General features: G+C 60.7%; 17 protein-coding genes and 2 pseudogenes. 5 read left to right on the top strand and 14 right to left on the bottom strand.

Annotation, left to right across the window (positions count from 1 at the left end):
* Positions 1–77 precede the first annotated feature (77 nt).
* The 3 genes from M5G26_RS06250 to M5G26_RS06240 are packed head-to-tail and all read right to left on the bottom strand — an operon-like array spanning position 78 to position 4,017.
* Positions 78–2,312, bottom strand: coding sequence for a xanthine dehydrogenase family protein molybdopterin-binding subunit (locus tag M5G26_RS06250; RefSeq protein WP_273914722.1), 2,235 nt, complete (start codon positions 2,310–2,312; stop codon positions 78–80).
* Entirely contained in the window at positions 2,309–2,782 is a 474-nt protein-coding gene (locus M5G26_RS06245; protein ID WP_273914721.1) for a (2Fe-2S)-binding protein, read from the bottom strand. Before M5G26_RS06245 ends, M5G26_RS06250 begins: the two co-directional genes overlap by 4 nt.
* Entirely contained in the window at positions 2,779–4,017 is a 1,239-nt protein-coding gene (locus M5G26_RS06240) for a c-type cytochrome (RefSeq protein ID WP_443218374.1), read from the bottom strand. Before M5G26_RS06240 ends, M5G26_RS06245 begins: the two co-directional genes overlap by 4 nt.
* A gap of 337 nt (positions 4,018–4,354) precedes the next feature.
* Here M5G26_RS06240 and M5G26_RS06235 point away from each other — a divergent pair, with 337 nt between their 5' ends.
* Together M5G26_RS06235 and M5G26_RS06230 are read left to right on the top strand one after the other, a co-directional pair.
* Positions 4,355–5,554: an MFS transporter gene (locus M5G26_RS06235; protein ID WP_273914719.1), complete on the top strand. Its 1,200-nt coding sequence runs from the start codon at positions 4,355–4,357 to the stop codon at positions 5,552–5,554.
* A gap of 94 nt (positions 5,555–5,648) precedes the next feature.
* Positions 5,649–6,566 carry a LysR family transcriptional regulator gene (locus M5G26_RS06230; RefSeq protein ID WP_116030312.1) on the top strand — a complete coding sequence of 306 codons (918 nt, stop codon included), beginning with the start codon at positions 5,649–5,651 and terminating at the stop codon, positions 6,564–6,566.
* A 10-nt stretch (positions 6,567–6,576) separates the two neighbouring features.
* Here the strand turns inward: M5G26_RS06230 and M5G26_RS06225 are convergent.
* Together M5G26_RS06225 and M5G26_RS06220 are read right to left on the bottom strand one after the other, a co-directional pair.
* A pseudogene (locus M5G26_RS06225) lies at positions 6,577–6,795 on the bottom strand (ABC transporter permease subunit); the annotation flags it as partial.
* Positions 6,793–7,410: pseudogene (locus M5G26_RS06220) on the bottom strand (xylose isomerase); the annotation flags it as partial. The pseudogenes M5G26_RS06225 and M5G26_RS06220, both read right to left, overlap by 3 nt.
* Before the next feature lie 176 nt (positions 7,411–7,586).
* Between M5G26_RS06220 and M5G26_RS06215 the strand changes: the two are divergent.
* Complete coding sequence (locus tag M5G26_RS06215; RefSeq protein ID WP_273914718.1) at positions 7,587–8,768, top strand: XylR family transcriptional regulator; 1,182 nt, start codon at positions 7,587–7,589, stop codon at positions 8,766–8,768.
* Positions 8,769–8,990: 222 nt separating this feature from the next.
* On the opposite strand, the gene M5G26_RS06210 is transcribed toward M5G26_RS06215, so the two are convergent.
* Both M5G26_RS06210 and M5G26_RS06205 read right to left on the bottom strand, forming a co-directional pair.
* Entirely contained in the window at positions 8,991–9,506 is a 516-nt protein-coding gene (locus M5G26_RS06210) for a cupin domain-containing protein (RefSeq protein ID WP_273914717.1), read from the bottom strand.
* A 120-nt stretch (positions 9,507–9,626) separates the two neighbouring features.
* Positions 9,627–10,097, bottom strand: coding sequence for a MarR family winged helix-turn-helix transcriptional regulator (locus M5G26_RS06205; protein ID WP_095125967.1), 471 nt, complete (start codon positions 10,095–10,097; stop codon positions 9,627–9,629).
* 292 nt (positions 10,098–10,389) lie between these two features.
* Here M5G26_RS06205 and M5G26_RS06200 point away from each other — a divergent pair, with 292 nt between their 5' ends.
* On the top strand, positions 10,390–11,343 hold the full coding sequence (locus M5G26_RS06200; RefSeq protein ID WP_273914716.1) for a PDR/VanB family oxidoreductase: 954 nt from the start codon (positions 10,390–10,392) through the stop codon (positions 11,341–11,343).
* A 36-nt stretch (positions 11,344–11,379) separates the two neighbouring features.
* Positions 11,380–12,453, top strand: a complete 1,074-nt coding sequence (locus M5G26_RS06195) for an aromatic ring-hydroxylating dioxygenase subunit alpha (RefSeq protein ID WP_273914715.1) — start codon at positions 11,380–11,382, stop codon at positions 12,451–12,453.
* A gap of 59 nt (positions 12,454–12,512) precedes the next feature.
* Here M5G26_RS06195 and M5G26_RS06190 read toward each other — a convergent pair whose 3' ends face one another.
* Genes M5G26_RS06190 through M5G26_RS06160 form a run of 7 tightly spaced genes read right to left on the bottom strand, consistent with a single transcriptional unit; the run spans position 12,513 to position 21,259 of the window.
* On the bottom strand, positions 12,513–14,144 hold the full coding sequence (locus M5G26_RS06190; protein ID WP_273914714.1) for an arylsulfatase: 1,632 nt from the start codon (positions 14,142–14,144) through the stop codon (positions 12,513–12,515).
* A gap of 45 nt (positions 14,145–14,189) precedes the next feature.
* Complete coding sequence (locus M5G26_RS06185) at positions 14,190–14,984, bottom strand: cyclase family protein (RefSeq protein ID WP_110718488.1); 795 nt, start codon at positions 14,982–14,984, stop codon at positions 14,190–14,192.
* Positions 14,962–15,963: an NAD-dependent epimerase/dehydratase family protein gene (locus M5G26_RS06180; protein WP_273914713.1), complete on the bottom strand. Its 1,002-nt coding sequence runs from the start codon at positions 15,961–15,963 to the stop codon at positions 14,962–14,964. Before M5G26_RS06180 ends, M5G26_RS06185 begins: the two co-directional genes overlap by 23 nt.
* Before the next feature lie 9 nt (positions 15,964–15,972).
* Positions 15,973–16,956 (bottom strand): fumarylacetoacetate hydrolase family protein, encoded by a 984-nt coding sequence (locus M5G26_RS06175; RefSeq protein WP_273914712.1) that lies wholly within the window; start codon positions 16,954–16,956, stop codon positions 15,973–15,975.
* Complete coding sequence (locus M5G26_RS06170; protein ID WP_273914711.1) at positions 16,953–17,534, bottom strand: cupin domain-containing protein; 582 nt, start codon at positions 17,532–17,534, stop codon at positions 16,953–16,955. The genes M5G26_RS06175 and M5G26_RS06170 overlap by 4 nt, the downstream gene beginning before the upstream one ends.
* A gap of 13 nt (positions 17,535–17,547) precedes the next feature.
* Entirely contained in the window at positions 17,548–18,795 is a 1,248-nt protein-coding gene (locus M5G26_RS06165; RefSeq protein ID WP_273914710.1) for an MFS transporter, read from the bottom strand.
* Positions 18,785–21,259 (bottom strand): efflux RND transporter permease subunit, encoded by a 2,475-nt coding sequence (locus M5G26_RS06160; RefSeq protein WP_273914709.1) that lies wholly within the window; start codon positions 21,257–21,259, stop codon positions 18,785–18,787. The genes M5G26_RS06165 and M5G26_RS06160 overlap by 11 nt, the downstream gene beginning before the upstream one ends.

Here is a 21,259-nt window from a genome sequence, read left to right as displayed (position 1 = left end):
ATCGGTGACCGGCGCTACGCTGTTTTGCGCGCAACGCAACGGCGCCCGTGCTTATCAGCGATGAACACGGGCGTGGCTCAGGCGGGTTGGTTGGAACGGGTCAGCGGCAGGTTCAGCCAGCGCCGGCCGGTGGCGTTGGCGACGGCGTTGCCAAGCGCTGCGGCCATCGGCCCCTGAACGATTTCAGCGGCACCGAGGAAGGGTTCTCCCGGTTGGTCGAGCAAATGCACATCGACTTTTTTCGGCAGTTGTGTGAAACGCAGAATCGGATAACCGCTCCAGTCGTAGCTGCGAATGCCCCCCGCGTCGTAGGCGACTTTTTCGTACAGGGTCCAGCTCGCGGACTGCACAATGCCGCCCTCGACCTGATTGCGCAGGCCATCGGGGCTGACGATCTGTCCGACGTCCACCGCCGTCACCACGTGATCGATGCGGATCTCGCCGGTCTGCGGATGCACGCGAAGTTTCACCGCGATAGCGCAGTAACCCATGATGTTTTTGTAGCGGGCAAAGGCGAAACCGATACCGGCGCCGGGCTCGCTGCTCTTTTGCGGCCAACCGATCTCATCACGCACACGTTCTACCACCGCGCGAGCTCGCGGGTCGCTGAGATGGGCCAGACGCAACGCCACCGCGTCGATACCGGCCCTGATTGCCAGCTCGTCGATACTCGCCTCGATGGCGAAGATGTTGATGTGCGCACCCAGCGAACGCATCGCCGAGGTGCGAAAAGGCATTTCGGTGACAAAGGTCATGTTGATGCGCGTCGAGTTGAGGTCGTACAGCGGCACCGCGTTGCGATCTCCATCGCCTTCGGGTTGGGCGATCGGCACGGAGGGCGCCGAGGCGAAGGGCCGCGCGAGCAAGCGTGCCGGCAACAGGCGCCCGGCGTTGACGATGCGTTCGTTGTGCGGTGTGGTCCAGAGTTCGTAGGCCCAGTCCTGCAGGCGGCCGTGGCTTAGGCCGGCGTCGACTTCGGTGACCATCGCCGAGCTATACGGCTCCCAAAGATTTTCCTGTTCGCGCATCCATTGCACGCGCACCGGCGTCCCGGGCACACGCAGGGCAATCAATGCCGCATCGGCGGCGGCATCATCGGCGCCGTTATGCCCGTAGCACCCTGAGCCTTCGGTATGAATACAGCGCACCCGCTCAGGCGGCAGACCGAGCATTTCGGCAATGCCGGCGCGCAGCGGGTAAACGCCTTGGGTGTGGGTCCACACGGTGAGAGCGCCGTCCTTGAACCAGGCCACCGCGCAAGACGGGCCGATCGAGCCATGCATCAGATATTGCTTGGTGACCCGCGCCTGAAAACGCGTGTCAGCCGCGCCGCTTGGCGTGCCGTTGTTGCTGATCGGATAGCGCCGTGAGGGCAGGCGTTTGAGCAGGGCATGAATCTCGTCTGCTTCGGGAATCGCTTCGCCCTCGCTCCATTGCGTCACCTCGCTGGCACGGCGCATGGCTTTGATCGCTTGCCACTCATCACGGGCGAGCACCGCCAGATAGTTGCCGTCGCGGATCACCTTGACCACGCCAGCCAACGCCTCGATGGACGCCGCATCGAATGCCTGCAACGTGCAGCCCGGACGGGGCGGGCGGATCACCCGCGCATGCAGCATGCCCGGCAGGCGCATGTCCTGGACGAATGCTGCGCCACCGCTGACCTTCGCCGGAATGTCGAGGCGCGGCAACGAATGGCCGATCAGTTGGAAGTCAGCGGCGGCCATCGCCGGTGACTGAGCCTTGGCGTATTGGTGCACATCGACATGTTTGACCGCGTCGGCATAACTCATCCGCTGAGCGGCCGGGCCTTCGATCACCCCGTTGCGGGTGCTTAGCCGCGCTGCATCGACCTGCCAACTGCGTGCGGCGGCATCGACGAGCATTTCGCGCACCTGCGCGGCGGCGTTATACAACGCGGTACCGCTGTCGAAAATGCTGTGGCTGCCGGCGGTGTAGCCTTCGTTGGGTGTCAGCGCGGTGTCGGCGGTGAGTAGGTTGATCGCGGATGCCGGTACCTGCAAACGCTCGGCGGCGATTTGCAGCAATGCGGTTTTCACCCCGGTGCCCAGTTCGACTTTGCCGGTGTAGACAGTAATGCCGTCGGCGCCGATGCGGATCCAGGCGTCGAGAAACGGATTGGTGCGCAGGCTGCCGGGCAGGTCGGGCGCGAGGACCACGGTGCCGAGCGTATCGACTTCGGTGTCGGCCAGTGCTCGGCGCGCCACCGGCATCAAGGTAAACGCCATGAGCAACGCACCACCGCGCAGGAACGCGCGTCGGCTCGGGTTCAATTCATTCGACTCGCTCATGTCAGGCCTCCATTGTCCCCGGCCACCTGTTTGATCGCCTCGATAATGCGCAAGTGCGTACCGCAGCGGCACAGGTTGCCGGCCATGTGCTCGCGAATGGTTGCCTCATCCGGGTGTCGATTACGCTCAAGCAACGCCTGCGCGCGCATCAGCATGCCGGCAATGCAGTAGCCGCATTGCGCGGCCTGTTTCTCGATGAACGCCGCTTGCAGAGGGCCAGGTTTTTCCGCGCTGCCGAGGCTTTCCACGGTGCGGATTGTTTTGCCTTCGAGACCGGCGCAGGGCGTCAGGCAGGCGAACACCGGTTGATCATCGACGATCACCGTGCAGGCACCGCATTGCCCGAGACCGCAGCCGTATTTGGCGCCGTTGAGGTTCAAGTGATTGCGCAGCGCATACAGCAGCGGCATGTCCGGCTCCAGCTCAAGCGCTTGCGCGGCTCCGTTGACGTTGAGAGTGATCTGGCTCATTTCGTCTCCTGACGTAACGCTTCAATAGTGGAAGAGAGGTCGGCCCACGGCTGATCGGGGCTGGCTTGCTGACGCAGATACGCGGCCAGTGCGCCGAGTTGCGCGTTGTCCAGGCTGGCGGCGAACGCAGGCATCAGCGGGCCGGGCGATCCGGTTGCGGCGGGCAAGCCTTCAAGTACGGTTTTGAGGAAGTTGCGCGAACTGGCCGCTTGCAGCGCCGAGGTGTTTTGCAACCCCGGGCGACCATCGAGGGTGCGCATCGGCGCCGCCGGGCCATGGCAGCCGGCGCAGGCGCTGCTGAAGAGCAGGGCGCCGCTCGAGTGGTCTGCCGCTTCACTGGCAGGCGTCTTCGCCGTCGTCTCTGTCACCGAAGGCGGGTTTTCGAGGCTGAGCAAATACTCGGCAATCGCCTCGGCTTCACTGGCGGGCAAGCGGGCCAGACTCAAGCTGACCGGCCGCATCGCCCCGGCGGGTGTGCCGTGGCCATCGACGATCTCGGCGCGCAGATAGCTCACCAGTTGCGCGCGACTCCACGGGTTGGCGCGTTGCCCCATTCCGACCAGCGCGGGCGCTTGCCAGCCATCGACGCTGCCGCCCTGCAAGTATTCCGAGGATTTTTCCGCGCCGATCAGGTTCAGCGGCGAATGGCAGCCGGCGCAATGGCCCGGCCCGTCGACCAGATAGCGTCCGCGATTCCACGCCTCGCTGCGCTGTGCCAGCGGCGTCAATGGCTCACCGTGCAGGAACAGCAGGTTCCAGAACGCCACCAACGGACGAATGTTCATCGGGAAATTCATCTGGTTCTGCTCGGCCGGCGCGTGCACGGCGGGGCCGCTCATTAAGTAGGCGTAGGCGTCGGCGATGTCTGCTGCGCTCATGCGCCGGTAGTGCACGTAGGGGAACGCCGGATAAAGGAAGTGACCATCGCGAGCAATGCCCTGACGCATCGCCCGCTCGAAGGCCGGCAGTGACCATTGGCCGATACCGGTCTCTACATCCGGGGTGATGTTGGTGCTGTACAGCGTACCGAACGGCGTTACCAGCGGCAGCCCGCCGGCCAGATATTCACCGCCGGGGCGGGTATGGCACACCGCACAATCGCCGGCCTCGACCACCCGCGCCCCGCGTTGCAACTGCGCAACATTGAAGGCCGGCGGGCGCTCGATCGGCGCAATTGCCGGGCGCCACATCAACCAAACGGCGCCGATCAGGCCGAGCACGGCGACGACTGCCACGCTGATCCATAGCGTTCTGGACTTCAGAAATGAGCTGTTCATGGGACGGAGAAAAACGCGGTAGGCAATGGCAGAACGGAGGGGATACGGGTCATGACAACGCTCCTTGTAACAGCCGGGGAAGGGCGCCGATGGGGACGACGGCGCCAGGGGCCAAAGCGTAGAGAAACCGTCTGCGCGGGAGAATCAGCGGCGCACGCAACAGCGCGTTGCGCGAGAAGCAACGCCTGCGCCGTTGCGCCGGACGCATCACTGCGTTGCCCGCCGTGTGGATTCTGTGCATCGCCACAGGGCCGTAGCCTTGGCAGCACTTTCCTGAACTCAATGAGGTGTCATCATGCTTACGGGCAATCCGGCCGTTGCGGCGAATGCCGAACAGCCAACTTCACTTTCCGGCCTGATGGTCGCGTTCCTGGCATTCTGCTGTGGCGCGGTCGTGGCCAATCTTTATTACGCGCAGCCGATCGTCGAGCTGATTGCACCGCAGATCGGTCTGTCCAGCGCCAATGCCAGCCTGATCGTTTCGCTGACGCAATTTGGCTACGCGCTGGGCCTGTTGCTGCTGGTACCGCTGGCCGACCTGATGGAAAACCGCCGGCTGGTGGTCGGCTTTACCTTGGCGGCGAGCGTCACGCTATTGTGCGCCGGGCTGACTCATTCGCCGTCGATGTTCCTGCTGTTGTCTTTGCTCATCGGTCTGACGTCGGTGGCTGTGCAGATCCTTGTGCCGCTGGCGGCGCACCTGGCGCCCGAGGCCAGCCGTGGCCGCGTCGTCGGCAATATCATGAGCGGCCTGCTGCTGGGCATTCTCTTGTCGCGGCCACTGTCGAGCCTGTTGGTTGAAGTGTTCGGCTGGCGTGGGGTGTTTTACAGCGCGGCGGCCCTGATGGCGGTCATCGCGCTGGTCACTGCGGTGGCGCTGCCGCGTCGGCTGCCGACGCATAAAGCCACCTATGCTGCGCTGATCGGTTCGGTGTTTGCCTTGGCCCGGCGCTATCCGCTGTTGCGTCAGCGCTCGCTGTATCAAGGGCTGTTGTTTGCCAGTTTCAGTCTGTTCTGGACCCTCGCACCGATTGAACTGATGCGTCACCACAGCTTTACTCAGGCACAGGTGGCGATCTTTGCCCTGGTCGGTGCGGTGGGTGCCATTGCGGCGCCGATTGCCGGGCGTCTGGCCGATGCCGGGCATGGTCGTCGCGGCACGCTGGTCGCCTTGTTGCTGGCGCCGGTTTCGCTGTTGATCGCTGCACTCCCGGGCAGTGGCTATGTCTGGCTGGTGGTGTGCGCGGTGCTGCTGGATTTCGCCGTGCAATTGAACATGGTGCTCGGCCAGCGTGAGGTCTACGCCCTCGATCCCCACAGCCGTGCGCGCCTGAATGCGGTGTACATGACCAGCATTTTCGTCGGCGGCGCCGTGGGTTCGCTGGTTGCCAGTCCGCTGTACGAGCACTTCGGCTGGAACCTGTCTGCCGTCGCGGTGGCGCTGCTGCCAGCGCTGGCGCTCGGATTGTTCCTGAGTCGCAAGGCCGATGACTGAACAGCCGGCAAGTGTTTTCAAGCACGGCGGTACAAGACGTCGGGGGAACAGTGATGCACAATCATCCGCGTTCCCTTTCGACCGGACTCCGCTTATGGACAAGTTGCTGGCACTGAAGATGTTTGTGGAAACCGTGCGCTGCGGGGGCTATTCCTCGGCAGCGCGCAAACTCGGGATATCCACGTCGTCAGTGACACGGCAAGTGGCCGGGCTGGAACACGAGTTGGGCGCGAGTTTGCTCAATCGCACCACGCGCAATACCAGTGTGACCGTTGCCGGCCAGACCTATTTCGAAAAAGCCGTGGCGATTCTCGACGCGATCGACGAAGCCGATGCCGTCGTCGCCGATCGTGGTGCCGAAGCGCAGGGCCGTCTGCGCATCAGCGTGCCGGTGGAGTTCGGCCGACGCCTGATCGCGCCGCACCTGAGCCGTTTGCTTGAACGGCATCCGGGGCTGGAGATCAGTCTGTCGCTGAGCGATCAGGTCAGCGACCTGCTCAGCGAACAGATCGATGTTTCGGTGCGTCTGGGGTCGTCCGTGGTCAGTGAAGACATTGTCAGCAAACGCGTGGGGCAGTTCGAACGCTGGGTGGTAGCCAGTCCGGCGTATCTGGCGCGTAGCGCGGCGCTCTGTCATCCACGGGATTTGCTGGAGCACCAATGCCTGCGTTTCGATTACGGCGGTACACACCAGCACTGGACCTTTCAGAATGAGGACGCGCCCATTCAACTCAACGTCCACGGGCGCCTGCAAAGCAACAACGCCGACATCCTGCGCGAAGCTGCCATCGGTGGAGGCGGGGTAACGCTGCTGGCTGACTGGCTGGTACGCGACGACGTCGCAGCCGGCCGCCTGACCCGATTGCTTGAGCAGTACGAAGTCAATCCCGGCAGTGCCAGCACCTGCATCAACGCCTTGTATTTACCCAATCACCGAGGCTCCAGCCGGATCAATGTGTTTATCGATTTCCTAATGGAAATTCTCAGCCCGTCGCCGGCACCCGCAGCGTGACCCCTGCGGCTCAACGGCGCCCGGTCCGCGTACTGACATCAACCCAAACCGCCAACACCAAGATGCTGCCCTTGACGATCATCTGCCAATAGCTGTCGACGTCGAGCATCGACATGCCGTTGTCGAGGCTGGTGATGACCAGCGCGCCGAGGAGGGCGCCGTACACCGTGCCGGAGCCGCCGCGCATGGAGGTGCCGCCGATAAAGCACGCGGCGATGGCGTCGAGTTCGCGTTCACGCTTCAAGTCCGTGTTGAGCAGGGTTTCATAGCCTTCTCGACCACCCCACAACACGTAGTTGGCGCCTTTCAGGCGATGGGTCGCGTTCATGGCGCTGAACACCTGAGCAGCGGCGCAGGCGAACACTTCCGGATCGGGGTTGCTCGCGGCACCTGCGGCGAAGCGCGGATTGCTGAAGCAGTTGGCGGTGCCCCACAGCAGCTTGATGCCGCTGGCTTCCTGGTGTTGCTCGAGGTGATCAACCATCTGCGCGAAGTGGTTGCGATACTCCTTCAGAGAGCTGCCTTCGGGGGCGACATCGGTGTCATGGAAGCAGTAATAGTCGATACCCAGTTTGGAGAAAAACTCGAAGGCGGCGGCTGCTTTGCCGATCGCCAGTTCCATGGGGTCCCCAGCGTGTTGCCAAGGGCGCTTGAACGTCCCCGCGCCGAACACATCGGAACCTGGCCAGACGAACGTATGCCAGTAACAGGCGGCCATGCGCAGGTGTTCGCGCATGGGTTTGCCGAGGATGAGTTTGTCGGCGTCGTAGTGACGAAAGGAGAGGGGAGAATCGCTGTCTGGACCTTCGAAGCGAATCGCATCGACATCGGGGAAATACTGCATGGACCTTGTCCTTGTTGTTCTTGGCGGTGTCTCGATACTAGCAACGGCTCTGTGCCCGCCGATTATGAAAAACATCAACACGGAGTGCGATTTTGCGTATTGAGCTTCGTCGTCCACGCGCCTAGTCTGTGCAAACCGTCTCCTTGAGAAGGGGGCCTCGAACAAGCATAAAAACAATGAAAACCGTACCGCCTGTTCACCGCATCGCCCTGTTGTTCAACGGCAGCAAGATCTACGACCGCGGCATCATCAGCGGCATCGGCAACTACCTGAGCAGCACCCGTGCCTCCTGGGACTTGTTCCTGGAAGAGGATTTTCTCTGTCGTTTGAAAGGCATCGAGCGCTGGCAGGGCGACGGGATCATTGCCGATTTCGACGATCCGCTGATTGGCGAGGCACTGGCCGATATCCAGATGCCGGTAGTAGCAGTAGGGGGCTCGTACGAGGATAAACGCGCCTATCCGAAAGCGATTCCCTACGTCGCCACCGATAACAACGCGTTGATGACACTGGCCTACACGCATTTGATCGAGGCGGGACTGCAGCGCTTTGCCTGCTTCAGCCTGCCGGAAGCGCAAGCCAATCGTTGGGCGCAGGAGCGGGAAAAAGCCTTTCGTAAACTGATGAAACGCGACGGCCTGCACGGCGAAATCTATCGCGGCATGGGCACCAGCGCACCGCTGTGGGACAGCGCCGTCGAACAACTGATCGCCTGGCTGCAAAGCCTGCCCAAACCCATCGGCATCATCGCCGTCAGCGACGCCCGCGCCCGCCAATTGCTGCAAGCCTGCCTGACCGCCGGCATTGCCGTGCCGGAGCAGGTGGCATTGATCGGCATCGACAATGATCCGCTGACCCGCAGCCTGACTCGAGTGCCGCTGAGCTCGGTTATTCAGGGCACGGAAACCATGGGCCGAACCGCCGCGCAACTGCTGCATCAGATGCTGCACGGCATGCCGTCGACCGGCACACAAATCCTGATCCCGCCGGATGCGGTCAACGTGCAGGTGTCGAGTTTGCACCAACCATTGGGCAATCCGTACGTCATGCAGGCGCTGCTGTTTATTCGCCAATATGCCTGCCAAGGCATCAAAACCGCGCAGGTGGCGGCTTATGTCGGTGTGTCGCGTTCGTCACTTGAAGCGCATTTTCGTGCTGAGCGTAGTTGCAGCGTGCATGACGAGATTCTACGTTTCAAACTGGCAGCGGCGACCAGTGGCTTGAAAAATACTGACTCGGTGATTGCCGACGTTGCGCGTAGTTGTGGGTTTAAGTCTGCGCAGTATTTGCACACGGTGTTTCGAAGGGAGTTTGGTTGTACGCCGCGTGAGTATCAGCAAGGGGCGGGAATGCGTTAAAGGATGCAGGTGGTTGCTGAGATCTACAGGTGCTGATGGATTGTCGAAATGGAAACAGACGTTGCTGCAAGGGCGCGCAGCGTAATACATGATTTAACATAATATACATTACACGCAACAAGATGTTGCGAGATCAGCTTCGTTGCCCACGAGATTTCATTTTCCTGCACAGCCTCAAAACGTCTTTCCCTTCAATCTGATAATCCTTTGAATCTGCGTCGCTCAATCCTCATCCCGCGTCAGCTTTTTAATCAACGCTCGATGCTGTGGAAACGCTGTCGTGAGCTTCTGGCGATTCCCCATCTCCATGTCGGCAAAATCAAACCCTGGCGAGACCGCTTCACTGATCAATCCAAATCCGTTTGCGCCATCCAGCAATCGTGATGCTTTCCAGATGCTACCGGGTACGTGCAATTGCAGATGCTGTCCTGCCAGAACATCGTTGCCCATGACGACTGTCAGCAATGAACCGTCCGCATGGATCAGGCTGTATTCGATCGCGTCGCCCAAATGGAAATAATGCAGGATGTCGGACTGGTTGAAATGAAACTGGCCCACCGGTGATTGCTCGGTCAGCAGATAGTAGATCGACGTCATCGGGTAACGCGATCCTGCAGCGGTTTCAAGCCAGTCACGATGGTCCGCCTGATAGGTTCTGCGAAAATAGCCGCCTTCGAGATGAGGTTCGAGATTCAACGCATTGATCACGTCTTGTGCGCTTGCTTTACGTTGAATCATCGCCTGCTCCGTTGATTTGATCTTTTTTTGATAGCTCAACTAAACGACCATTTAGTGTAGTTAAGCGCATATCAAAGACGAACGACGAATTTACCAGCTATATCTCGCTCGCATGCTGACTCACTCATCACTCGGGTCATAACTGTTCACATTGGGCACTTGCAAATGCAGGCGCCCAAGCAAGTCAATCAAAGTGTCGACCTCAGCCGGGGTCAATCCGCTGAGCAGTCGCGCTTCTCGCTCAAGTGCAACTTTCAGCACGCGGTCATGTAGTTCCTTGCCGCTGGCCGTCAATCGCACGGTATAACGCCGCGCATCCTTGGGATCCAGCTGACTGGTGATCCGCCCCGCCGCTTCCAATGTCTGCAATGAACGACTGACAGCGCTCTTGTCGAGACCGATGGCCTGGCAGATTCGATTGGCGGTGATGTCGGATTCAACGGCGAGCATTGAAAGCATCCGCCATTCAACAACGCCGATGCCGAAGTGTTTGCGATAGCACTGGGAGGCCCCGGTGGCGAGTTTGTTAGCCAGGAATGTCACCAGGCCAGGTACATAACGCGACAGGTTCAGTTGTGTATCGGTAGGCATCAAGAAACACCGTAGATCGAAGATCTTGCAATTTGGTTGACACCGCAACTAAATTATCTGAGGATTCACTCAGCCTGGCATTGCGGACGATGCGCCGCATGATACGCCCTAGCACAACCTCAAAAAAATAATTAACAGGTCTTGCTTATGAACCCTCGCCAACCGTGCCCTTCCCTGGCGCCCATGATTAGCCACTCCTCCTGCTTCTTCGCGCCCGGCTGATTCGTCACCCGCTCGCCCCCCTTTTTGCCATACGTTTTTCAGCAGCCACTTCAATGTGGAGGGAGAAGTCATGCTTCAAGTCAACGTCACCCGCAAAGTCGTTGAGGCCGAGGGCATTTGCAGTTTTGAGCTGTGCGCAGCAGACGGCCGGCCGTTACCACCGTTCAATGCCGGTGCTCACATCGACATCCATATTGCCGGCGGCCTCACCCGACAATACTCGCTGTGCAATGACTCCCGAGAGCGTCATCGCTACGTAATCAGTGTGCTGAAGGATCCCGCCTCTCGGGGTGGCTCCACTGCGATGCACGACACCATCAGTCAGGGACAGACACTCAGCATCAGCGACCCCCGCAACCTCTTCCCACTCGCTGATTCAGCCAAGCGCCACCTGCTGTTTGGCGGCGGTATTGGCATTACGCCGATGCTGGCAATGGCCCATGAGCTTCATCATCAAGGCGCGGATTTCGAGCTGCATTACTGCTTTCGATCCAGCGAGCGTGCCGCGTTTATCCAATACCTGCGACAAGCGCCGTTCGCCAGCCACGTGCACTTGCATGACGACAGCGGATCGCCCGAACAGAAACTCGATGCAACCGCCCTCCTCGCCGCGCCAGATACCACGACTCACCTTTACGTGTGCGGCCCCGCCGGTTTCATGAATTTCATCCTCGACACTGCGCAGGCCGCTGGCTGGCCGGAAGATCGCGTGCACAGAGAGTTCTTCGCCGCCGCACCTGTCGATGCAAGCGCTGATTCGCCCTTCGAAGTTCAACTGGCGAGCACAGGGCAGATTTTTTACATCCCCGCCGATCGCACCGTTTTCGAAGTGCTCGATGAGGCCGGAATTGCCATCGATTCATCGTGCGAGCAAGGGGTCTGCGGCACCTGTGTCACGGGCTTGCTTGAAGGCATTGGCGATCACCGTGACCAGTTCATGACGGCTGCAGAACACGCTGCCAATGACCGTTTCACCCCGTGCTGCTCACGTGCCAAATCGCCCCGCCTGGTATTGGACCTTTGACCTGAACCGAGCATCGACCGCTCGCCGGAGAACATCATGACTACCGCTGCCCAACCCCTCGCCCATGAAATTGCCCCGGCCACTGCGCCGAGCTTCCCCCTCGATCAATGGTATGTCGCGGCCTTGAGCCGGGAACTGAAAGACCAACCCCTTGGCCGTACGTTACTGAATAAACCGGTGGTGCTTTTCCGCACGGCAGATAACCAGGTCGCCGCGCTGGAAGACCGCTGCTGCCATCGTGCATTGCCGCTGTCCGGTGGCACAGTGGAGGAACGCGGTTTGCGCTGCGGTTACCACGGTCTGCTATTTAATGAAGGCGGTAAATGCATTGAAATTCCCGGCCAGGACAAGATCCCGAGCAAAGCCAAAGTCCCTGCTTACACTGTCCGGGAGCAGGATCAGATCATCTGGATCTGGTTCGGCAGCGCCGAGCATCCTGAGCCGACATTCGCGCCACCGGTCTACGACGTGCACAGCAGCGGCAAATACCTGTTCGACGGCGATGTCTATCACTACGACGCGCCCTATCAACTCATCCATGACAACCTTATGGATCTCAGCCACTTGGGCTACGTCCATTTGCATACCATTGGCGGCAACGCCAGCATTCACATGAACGCGCAGATGAGCGTGGACGGGGATGACTCGATGGTTCGCGTGGTTCGTCACATGCCCGATTCCGTTCCGCCGCCGACCTACACCGCGGCCTACCCGTTCAAAGGCAACATCGACCGCTGGCAGGAGATCGAATTTCACTTCAATCACCTGCGCATCTGGACCGGCGCGATAGACGCGGGCACAGACGACCTGAACAACCCGGATCGAGGCGGTTTTCATATGCGCGGCTTTCACGGTGTAACGCCGGAAACAGACACCACAAGCCACTATTTCTGGACCATGGCCACCAACCCTGAACATGATCCCGAGGCCGTCACAGCCAAAGTTCTGCATCAGACGCGATTGACGTTCGACGAAGACAAAGTGGTGATCGAAGCGCAGTACCAGAACATGTGCCGGTTCGGTACACGTCCGATGATTGATATTCATGTCGACGTCGGAGCCAATCGTGCCCGCAGAATCATCGAGCGACTGCGCAATCCGACAAGTTGATGGCCGCAACACAGTGGCGGCGGCAAACGCCGTCCACTGTGTTCAAAGCTTCTGCCGTGCTAACGCGGCGGAAAGGCTACGCCGACCCGCTCGGCATACTTGAGCCACGCGGCTTTGAGCCGTTCGACCGTCTGCGGCTGAGCGGCCGCCAGGTCATGGGTTTCACCCCGATCCTGCGCAACATCAAACAGCTGCCATTGCGGAGGCTGAGTGTTATCGCCGAAACCTGCTGCCGGGCGCATGCCCAACAATTTGAGGTTGCCCTCACGATAATAAGCATTGCCGAACAACTCTCCGGCCAGACTCTCAGCGTCGTGAGGGCTGCCCTTGCCTTCGAGCATGGGCAGGATGGATCGGCCGGTGATCGGGTGTTTATCCGCTTCTTTCGGTAAGGAAATGCCCGCCAACTCAAGGAATGTCGGCGCCAGATCATCCACCCGCGCCACGCCTCTTTCTACGCCCTGACGACGCAGTGTCTTGGGCAGTTGAATGATCGCCGGCACACTGATTCCGCCTTCGGCCGTGGTGCCCTTGAACAAGTGAAAAGGTGCGGCACTGACTTCCGCCCAGCGCAAACCATAATCGATCTGCGAGCCGCGCTGGCCCAAATTGGCCAGGCTGTTATCGGTGTTCGCGCCGGGTGGATAGAACTGCGCGTGGTTTTCCGCCGCCGCGCCGTTGTCGGACATGAACACGATCATCGTGTTGTCGTACTGGCCGCTTTGGCGCAGGTAGTCGATAACCCGGCCAATGTTGTGATCGAGGTTGTCGACCATTGCCGCGTAGATTTCCATTTTCCGCGCTTCGATTTTCTGCTGCTCAGCCGTGAGTTGCTGCCAACCGGGCAGTCGAGGGTTCACGGGCAACGGTTGCGCCGGCTGAAAGTCCTTGTCCAGCAAGCCGAGCTTTTTCAGCCGATCAATGCGCGACGAGCGCGCGGTGTCGTAGCCCTGATCGAAGCGGCCGCGGTATTTGTCCAGGTATTCCTTGGGCGCTTGCAACGGCCAGTGCGGTGACGTGTAGGCGGCATAGGCAAAAAACGGTTTGCCTTCACGTTGAGTGTTTTGCAGATAGCCAATCAGCTTGTCGGTGTAAAAGTCTGTGGAGTAGAACGTCTCGGGAACCTCTACCGGCTGGCCGTTTTCACGGTAATGCACTTGCTCCAGTGGCGTCGGTGCAACACTGGCGGGTTTGAAGTGCGTCGCCCCGCCTTCCAGCAGCGCGAACGACTGCTCGAAACCGCGTCGATCAGGACCTTGATCGGCCTCCAGACCCAAGTGCCATTTGCCGACCATCAGCGTGTTGTAGCCGCCCGTTTTGAGCAACTCGGCAACTGAGTAGGCCCGCCCGTTCAGGTACCCTTCATACCCCGGTTTACCGCGTTGAAACGGTTGCAAGGCTTCGGCCATGGTGCCCAGCCCGACGAGGTGATTGTCAGTGCCGGACAGCAACATCGAGCGGGTGATGGAACAGGTAGGCGCCGCGTACATGCTGGTGAATTGCACGCCCTGTTGGGCCAGTTCATCCAGCCTGGGCGTATGAATCTCGCCGCCATAGCTGCCCAGATCCGAGTACCCGAGATCGTCCGCCACGATCAGCAGAATATTCGGTTGGCTGGCCGCCATGGCCACGCCGCCGCCCATTGCCAGGGCGCAAAAAAGTGCCGTCAGCGGTAATCGCGATAGAGCCATCGGTTTTCTCTTATTGTCGTTGAAGGAATGCCTCAGACAGCCCGATCACTCTTCGAAAATAGCCACCGCGCGCACAAAACCTGCCGACGCATGCCGGATCTTGTATGGGAAGCACGACACCGTGAAACCACTTGCTGGCAGGGATTCGAGGTTGGCCAGTTTTTCCATTTGCCCGTAGCCGATATCGCGCCCGGCCTTATGCCCTTCCCAGATGATCGAGGCATCGCCGCTGGCAGCAAAACGCTCACGGGTGTATTTGAACGGCGCGTCCCAGCTCCAGGCGTCAGTGCCGACCACGCGCACGCCGCGTTCCAGCAGATACATCGTCGCTTCGCGTCCCATGCCAATGCCGGCGTCGAGATACCCGGGCTGACCGAACAGTGCACCGGCGCGTGTGTTGATCAGCACGATATCCAGTGGTTGCAGCGTGTGCTCGATACGCGCCAACTCCGCTTCGACCTCTTCTGCCGTGACCACGTGACCGTCAGGCAAATGGCGAAAGTCCAGTTTGACCCCCGGCTGCAAACACCAGTCCAGCGGCAACTCATCAATGCCAAACGCCGGCTCGCCGCCATCGGTGGTCGAGGCGTAATGCCACGGCGCGTCCATGTGGGTGCCGCTGTGGGTGGTGATCTGCAAACGCTCGGCGGCCCACGACTCATTGCCGGGCATTTGTTCAAGCTGCAACCCCGGGAACATCGCCGCCATCTCCGGCCAGCCTTGTTGGTGATCCATGTAATCGATTTTCGGCAACAGCGGCGGCGGATCCGTGTAAGGGTTGTTATCGAGGGTCACCGAAAGGTCGACCAGACGACGTTTACGCTGGATGGGCTGTGACATGAGGCGTATCTCCGTTCAACGGCAGAGGCCGATAAGGGGCTGGGTTGAGGGCGTTGCGAATAAGCGTGGCGACGCTGCCGTCATGGCTGAAGCCGGCAGCGCGGGCCTGCGGGGTTTTCAAGGGCGGCATGCGCCCGAACAGGGTTTCGAGGTCAAGGTCAGCGGCGAAACTGATCAGCGCACGGCGTTGCTCGCCGTAAGTTGCCGCCAGTGCATCGATGACCTGGGCGATGGACAAATGCAGCACCGGCAGTTGCCAGACCCGCTGTTGCGCGGTGGCGTCATCCAGTTCGGCGGCGTGGATCAGGTTGTTCACGCAACAGCGCGCCGACATCCACCACGCCGTTGCTTGCGGTGATACCGGGCAGCAATACTCAGCGCCCTCGGCAAAGGCACGCATCAAGTCGCTCATGAACGCCGAGCGCAAGCCGTTGGGTTCACGCGGGCGCGCGACAATCCCCGGCAGGCGTACCGCGCGGCTGTCGACTTCACCGCGCCGACCCAGATCGATCAGCGCGCGCTCGACCATCAACTTGTGTGTGCCGTACGACAGTTGCGGGTGCAGTTCAGCCTGCTCGTTCATCTTTGCCGGCAGATTAGCGCCGTACACCGCCACGCTGCTGGCGTACACCAACACCGGAGGTCGCGCCTTGTTGCGCAGTTGATCGAGCAGTTCGAGGCTGGCCAGCAGGTTGACCTGATAACCCGATTCGTAATGCGCCTCCGCCGCTCCGCCGGGGACGCTGACCAAGTGAAACACCACATCGATGCCATCGGCCAAGACCCGACGCATCAACGCCGCATCCGTCACGCTGCCGCTGTGCCGGCGCAGGCGCGGATCGTCTGGCAGGCCTTGGACGTCGGTGTCCAGTACCAGCAGGGAACGAATGACTTGCCCGCGCAAACTGCCGCGTGCGAGCAGACAACGCAGCAGTTCGCGACCGACAAAGCCATTGGCTCCGGTAATCAGTACACGCATGGGCGTTCCTTAGCCGTGGGCCTTGACGACGCGTTGATCGATCGCACCGAACAGGGATTGACCATCGCTGCCGGTGACGTCCATGCGCACGCGATCGCCGAAACGCATGAAGCCTGTCACCGGCGCGCCCTGCTCGATCATCTCGATGGCCCGACGTTCGGCGATGCACGCCGAGCCGACGTTGCGCTCGGCGTTCGACACCGTGCCGGAACCGATCAGCGTGCCGGCGCGCAAGCGTCGGGTTAAGGCTGCGTGGGCGATCAGTTGGCCAAAGTGAAAATTCATCTGCGCGCCGTGCGGCTGGCCAAACCACTCGCCGTTCCACTGCACTTGCAAGGGCAAATTGACGCGGCCGTCTCGCCAGGCTTCGCCGAGTTCATCGGGGGTAATCGCCAACGGGGCAAAACTGGAGGACGGTTTCGCTTGCAGAAATCCAAAACCGGTGCGCATTTCACGCGGTGCCAACGCACGCAGGCTGACATCGTTGATCTGCAGGATCAGCTTGATGTGCTGCAACGCCTTTTCCGCCGAACAGCCCATCGGCACATCATCGACCAGCACGACAAACTCGCCTTCGAAATCGATGCCCTGGCTTTCGCTCGGCAGTTCGATGTCATCGTGTGCACCGATGAAGTCATCACCGGCGCCCTGGTACATCAACGGCGTGCGGTCAGCGCCTTCGATTGGGTCGAGGTTGAACGCCTTCTGCATCAGTGCGCCGTGACTGAGAAACGCCGAGCCATCGCACCATTGATAAGCACGCGGCAACGGCGCCATCGCCTGCACGGGGTCGAAGGCAAAGGCCTCGCGGCAATCGTGGTTTTCAAGTTCACGCGCCAGGGCTTGCAAACGCGGCGCGGCTTCAGCCCAGTTTTCGATGGCTTGCTGCAAGGTCGGCGCTACCGAACGGGCGTCCAGCGCCCGGGCCATGTCGCGTGAAACCACCACCAACTGGCCGTCACGGCTACCGTTTTTCAAAGTCGCGAGCTTCATGCCGTTTCTCCTGGGCAGTCTTGCAGTTCAGCGGCGAAACGCCCGTCCAGCAGGATAAACACCATGCGCGCCATGGCCTCGGTACGGTTGCTCCACGCGTGATTGGTGCCACGCTGAACCACCACATCGCCGCGTTTGAGGTGGACTTCTGTATCGTCGAGCACCAGCCAGACTTCGCCTTCGGTGACGATGCCGTAATCGAGGGTTTCGGTGCGGTGCATCAGTTTGTGCCGCGAATTTGCCTGGCCGGTGCCGGCATGCGCCTGGCCAATCTCGGCGAATGCGGCCGCTGCATCGGCAGCGCTGACCTGGTTCTGCACGCTGTCCGGCGGAATGTCGACGACACGAATCACACTGCCTAGCGGGCCGGGGCTCAGTTGTAAGGGTTTGCTGGTTGGATCATCGGCATTGTCGAGCAGTGCCGGACTGCCGCTGCTGTTCCATATCTCATGAAACACCGTGCCAGGCACCGCTTGCAGTGCGAAGACGTTGGCCGTTGCTCCAAGACTGGCGACGACCGCACGGCCCTGGGCATCATGCCCGGTGACCATGCGTTTGAAGGGGGGAAGCGCTTGCATGGAATATCCTCGTTCAATGGCCGTTGCCGATGGAGTCGTGCCCGCCGACATGGCTGCGGGTCAACAGTCCACCGAGCCTCGGCACGGACAGACAAAACAGCGCCACAACCAGTTGCAGCCAACCGATCATGGCCAGTGCTTGAGGCAACGCCGTGGAAGCCCCGGAAGTGATGGCGAGTACCACCAGCGGGCTGATGAACTCGCCGGCAAAAATCGCCGCGGTGAAGCACCCCGCCGCTCGCCCACGCTGAGCAAAACCGACTTGCGCCATGATCCAGGTGATCAACGTCGGCAACATCAGGCCGATGCCCAGACCGTTGACCAGCACCGCGACCACCACGTGCGCGTGGCTGCTGGCCGCGGCCATCAACAAGCCGCCAATGCCGGCCAGGCCATAAGCAATCAGCAACACATGCTGGCTGCGCAGACCACTCAACAAACGGAAACTCAAGGCCCCGACGAGCACGCCGAGTTGATTGGCGCCCATGGTCATGCCGATTTGCTGCGGCGCATCCACGTGCAACAAGTTGAGCAAGTAGCCGGCCTGCACCGGCACGATGAACAGGCTCAGGCCCGCGAGCAGCGATAATCCATACAGGGGCGTCAGTGCGCGCCACGGAAAAACGCGCGGGGCTGGCACCGGCACCGTTGTCGCCGGTTGCACGCGGGGTTGCGGCTCCCAAAGTTTCCACGCCATCAGCGGCAGGAAAATCAGCCCGACTGCGTACAGCGCAAACGGTGTGCGCCAGTCTTCCTGACCGAGAAAACCACCCAGCGCGATAAACACCGCAGCGGACAGCGACGTCGCGACCATTTGCAGTGCAAACAGGCGTTCACGGCGTGCGCCGCTGTAGTAGTCGCCCATCAGCGTGGTGCAGCAGGTCATGATCCCCGCCTCCGCGAGACCGATCCCGGCCCGACTGGCGACAATCGCCGGCAGCGAATCCAGCCACAGCGGCAACACACCGCAGAGCGTGTACAGGGCCATGCTCGCTAACAACAGCGGTTTGCGTCCGAGCCGATCGACGATGACCCCGGCAAACGGTGCCAGTACTGCAATCATCAATGCCGGCAAGGTCAGCACGATCGGCACCAGCACCGTGCTGCCCACGACCTCGGCAAAATGGGCCTGCATGCGCGGCAATACCGGTGCGAGCAATACCGCGCCGAGCACTGGCAGACAGCTGCCGAGCAGCAACAGCAACGATTGCGTCAAACCGGCGCGGCGGCCGCTGTTTTCCAATGAAGACTCAACGGCCATGACAGGTCTCCCGATGACGCGATTGAACAACATCTACCGCCACGGCTCGCGACGGCAGGCTCATATTGAACGCCTCCTCCGGCGTTTCTGCGTCGGTATTCGTGTGCCGAGCAGGCAGCAGGAAGTACGCCAGCGCTGGCAACAGCAGCAGCGCGCCCACCATGTTCCAGACGAACATGAACGCCAGCAGCACGCCCATGTCAGCCTGGAATTTGATCGGCGAGAAAATCCACGTGGCCACGCCAATGGCCAGCGTGATGCCGGTGAGCATCACCACTTTGCCGGTGGACACCAGTGCGCGGTAATAGGCTTCTGAAAGGCTCGCGCCCTGGCGCAGATGGCCGAGCAGGATGCTCATCACATACAACGCATAGTCGACGCCAATGCCGACACCCAACGCGATGACCGGCAACGTCGCGACCTTCACGCCGATGTTCAGCCAGACCATCAACGCTTCGCAGAGGATCGAGGTGACCATCAGCGGAATCACTGCGCACAGCGTGGCCCGCCATGAGCGGAAGGTGATAAGACACAGGACGATGACCGCCCCGTAGACCCAGAACAGCATCTCGCGATTGGCCTGCTTGACCACGATATTGGTCGCTGCCTCGATGCCAGCATTGCCCGCCGCCAGCAGGAACTGCACATCCTTGTCGTTATTGGCGGCTGCGAATTGCTCAACGTGCTCGACCAGCCGCGTCAGCGTTTCCGCCTTGTGGTCGGTGAGGTAAGCGTACAGCGTGAGCAGGCTGCAATCCTCGTTGTACAAGCCGCGTGGCGCACTGGCGGTGATCATGTTGAGCATCGCCTGATTGTTCTGCAGCTCGTACCACTTGGCGCTGCCTTCGCTGAGGCCAACCAGCATGCGCCGGTTGAGCAAGGCCAGCGAGTTGGTCGAATCCACGCCCGGCAATGCACGCAGTTGCCAGTCCAGCGCATCGACTTTGGCAAGGATGTCGTAACGCGCACATTTCCCGGCCGGGGTCTTGACCATCACTGCGAACAAATCACTGCTGGCGCCGTAATGCCGGGTCAGAAAAGCATCGTCCTGGTTGTAGCGTGAGTCGGCCCGCAGCTCCGGTGCGCCGGCATCCAGATCACCGATCTTCAATTGCAGGCTGACGACAAAGCCCAATGCCGCCAACGCCAGGCTGATGGCAATGCACAGGCTGGCCCAGCGACGTCGGGTAAACAGATCGAGAAAACGCCAGAAGCCATGACGCCGCGCGCCGGCCTGATCGTTCTGCTCGCTCTTCAGGCTCAATTGCGCCGCACGTGGCGTTACGCCGACGTAGGACAGCAACACCGGCAGCAGAATCAGGTTGGTGAAAATCAGCACCGCCACACCGATACTGGCGATCACGGCCAGATCCTGAATCACCTGGATCTTGATCAGCATCAGCACGGCAAAACCCACTGCGTCGCAGAGCAATGCCGTCAGCCCGGCAAGAAACAGCCGTCGAAAGGTGAAGCGCGCGGCCACCACCCGGTGCATGCCGCGACCGATGTCCTGCATGATGCCGTTCATTTTCTGCGCGCCGTGGCTCATGCCGATGGCGAACACCAGAAACGGCACCAGCACCGAGTACGGATCCAGTTGATAGTCGAGCAACGGCAACAGACCCAGCTGCCAGACCACCGCCACCAGCGAACAGAACACCACGAGCAACGTGCTGCGCAGGCAGCGTGTGTACCAGAACAGCACGGCGGTGGTGATCAGAATCGCTACGGCGAAGAACAGCAGGATCTGCTTGAGCCCGGCAATCAGGTCGCCGACCTTTTTCGCGAAACCGGTGATGTGAATGTCGATCCTGTCGTTCTGGTACTCGCTGCGCAACGCCTCCAGTTGCTCGGACAGCACCGAGTAATTCAGCGCCTGGCCGTCGGCAGTCGTCGCCAGTAACGGCACGTAAATGATGCTCGAGGTTTGATCGAACGCTACCAGTTGGCCGAGCTCGTTGGAGCGCTGCACGTTGCGGCGCAAGGCCTCGAGACTGGCCGGGGTGCCGGCGTAATCGTCCGGAATCACCGGACCACCATCCAGCCCATCTTCAGTCACTGCGACCCAACGGGTTGCCGGCGTCCACAGCGACTTCATGTAGGCACGGTCGACGCCGGGCAGCAGGTAAAGCTTGTCGCTCAAGGCCTGCAAGGTTTTCAGATACTCAGCGTCGTAGATATCGCCTTGGCGATTGGCGACAACGATGCGCAAGGAATTGCCTAGACCGCTGAGCTGCTTTTGATGTTGCAGATAATTGGCGATGTAGGGTTGTTGCGTGGGAATCATCTTTTCGAAACTGGCGTTCAGCTCGACGCGCGTGGCCTGATAGCCCAAGAAAAGCGTGGTCACCAGGCACACCAGCAACACCCACAACCGGTGATTGAACAAAGTGCGCTCCACGACCGAGCCGGAGCGCGGGTCGAAACTCGCCAGGCTGGCCGTGGCGTTGTCGAATGGTTTCAT

The organism is Pseudomonas sp. TNT2022 ID642 (genome assembly GCF_028656995.1).
GTDB lineage: Bacteria > Pseudomonadota > Gammaproteobacteria > Pseudomonadales > Pseudomonadaceae > Aquipseudomonas.
The sequence above is the reverse complement of the archived record's forward strand: the minus strand, read 5'-3'. Positions and strand labels throughout refer to the sequence as shown.

What these genes read in the sequence shown, in the direction of transcription:
- M5G26_RS06180 (WP_273914713.1), bottom strand. Translation starts at nt 15,963, where the DNA reads ATGCGTGTACTGATTACCGGAGCCAATGGCTTTGTCGGTCGCGAACTG.
- M5G26_RS06230 (WP_116030312.1), top strand. Translation starts at nt 5,649, where the DNA reads ATGGACAAGTTGCTGGCACTGAAGATGTTTGTGGAAACCGTGCGCTGC.
- M5G26_RS06250 (WP_273914722.1), bottom strand. Translation starts at nt 2,312, where the DNA reads ATGAGCGAGTCGAATGAATTGAACCCGAGCCGACGCGCGTTCCTGCGC.
- M5G26_RS06210 (WP_273914717.1), bottom strand. Translation starts at nt 9,506, where the DNA reads ATGATTCAACGTAAAGCAAGCGCACAAGACGTGATCAATGCGTTGAAT.
- M5G26_RS06190 (WP_273914714.1), bottom strand. Translation starts at nt 14,144, where the DNA reads ATGGCTCTATCGCGATTACCGCTGACGGCACTTTTTTGCGCCCTGGCA.
- M5G26_RS06205 (WP_095125967.1), bottom strand. Translation starts at nt 10,097, where the DNA reads ATGCCTACCGATACACAACTGAACCTGTCGCGTTATGTACCTGGCCTG.
- M5G26_RS06175 (WP_273914712.1), bottom strand. Translation starts at nt 16,956, where the DNA reads ATGAAGCTCGCGACTTTGAAAAACGGTAGCCGTGACGGCCAGTTGGTG.
- M5G26_RS06160 (WP_273914709.1), bottom strand. Translation starts at nt 21,259, where the DNA reads ATGAAACCATTCGACAACGCCACGGCCAGCCTGGCGAGTTTCGACCCG.
- M5G26_RS06170 (WP_273914711.1), bottom strand. Translation starts at nt 17,534, where the DNA reads ATGCAAGCGCTTCCCCCCTTCAAACGCATGGTCACCGGGCATGATGCC.
- M5G26_RS06215 (WP_273914718.1), top strand. Translation starts at nt 7,587, where the DNA reads ATGAAAACCGTACCGCCTGTTCACCGCATCGCCCTGTTGTTCAACGGC.
- M5G26_RS06200 (WP_273914716.1), top strand. Translation starts at nt 10,390, where the DNA reads ATGCTTCAAGTCAACGTCACCCGCAAAGTCGTTGAGGCCGAGGGCATT.
- M5G26_RS06195 (WP_273914715.1), top strand. Translation starts at nt 11,380, where the DNA reads ATGACTACCGCTGCCCAACCCCTCGCCCATGAAATTGCCCCGGCCACT.
- M5G26_RS06245 (WP_273914721.1), bottom strand. Translation starts at nt 2,782, where the DNA reads ATGAGCCAGATCACTCTCAACGTCAACGGAGCCGCGCAAGCGCTTGAG.
- M5G26_RS06185 (WP_110718488.1), bottom strand. Translation starts at nt 14,984, where the DNA reads ATGTCACAGCCCATCCAGCGTAAACGTCGTCTGGTCGACCTTTCGGTG.
- M5G26_RS06235 (WP_273914719.1), top strand. Translation starts at nt 4,355, where the DNA reads ATGCTTACGGGCAATCCGGCCGTTGCGGCGAATGCCGAACAGCCAACT.
- M5G26_RS06165 (WP_273914710.1), bottom strand. Translation starts at nt 18,795, where the DNA reads ATGGCCGTTGAGTCTTCATTGGAAAACAGCGGCCGCCGCGCCGGTTTG.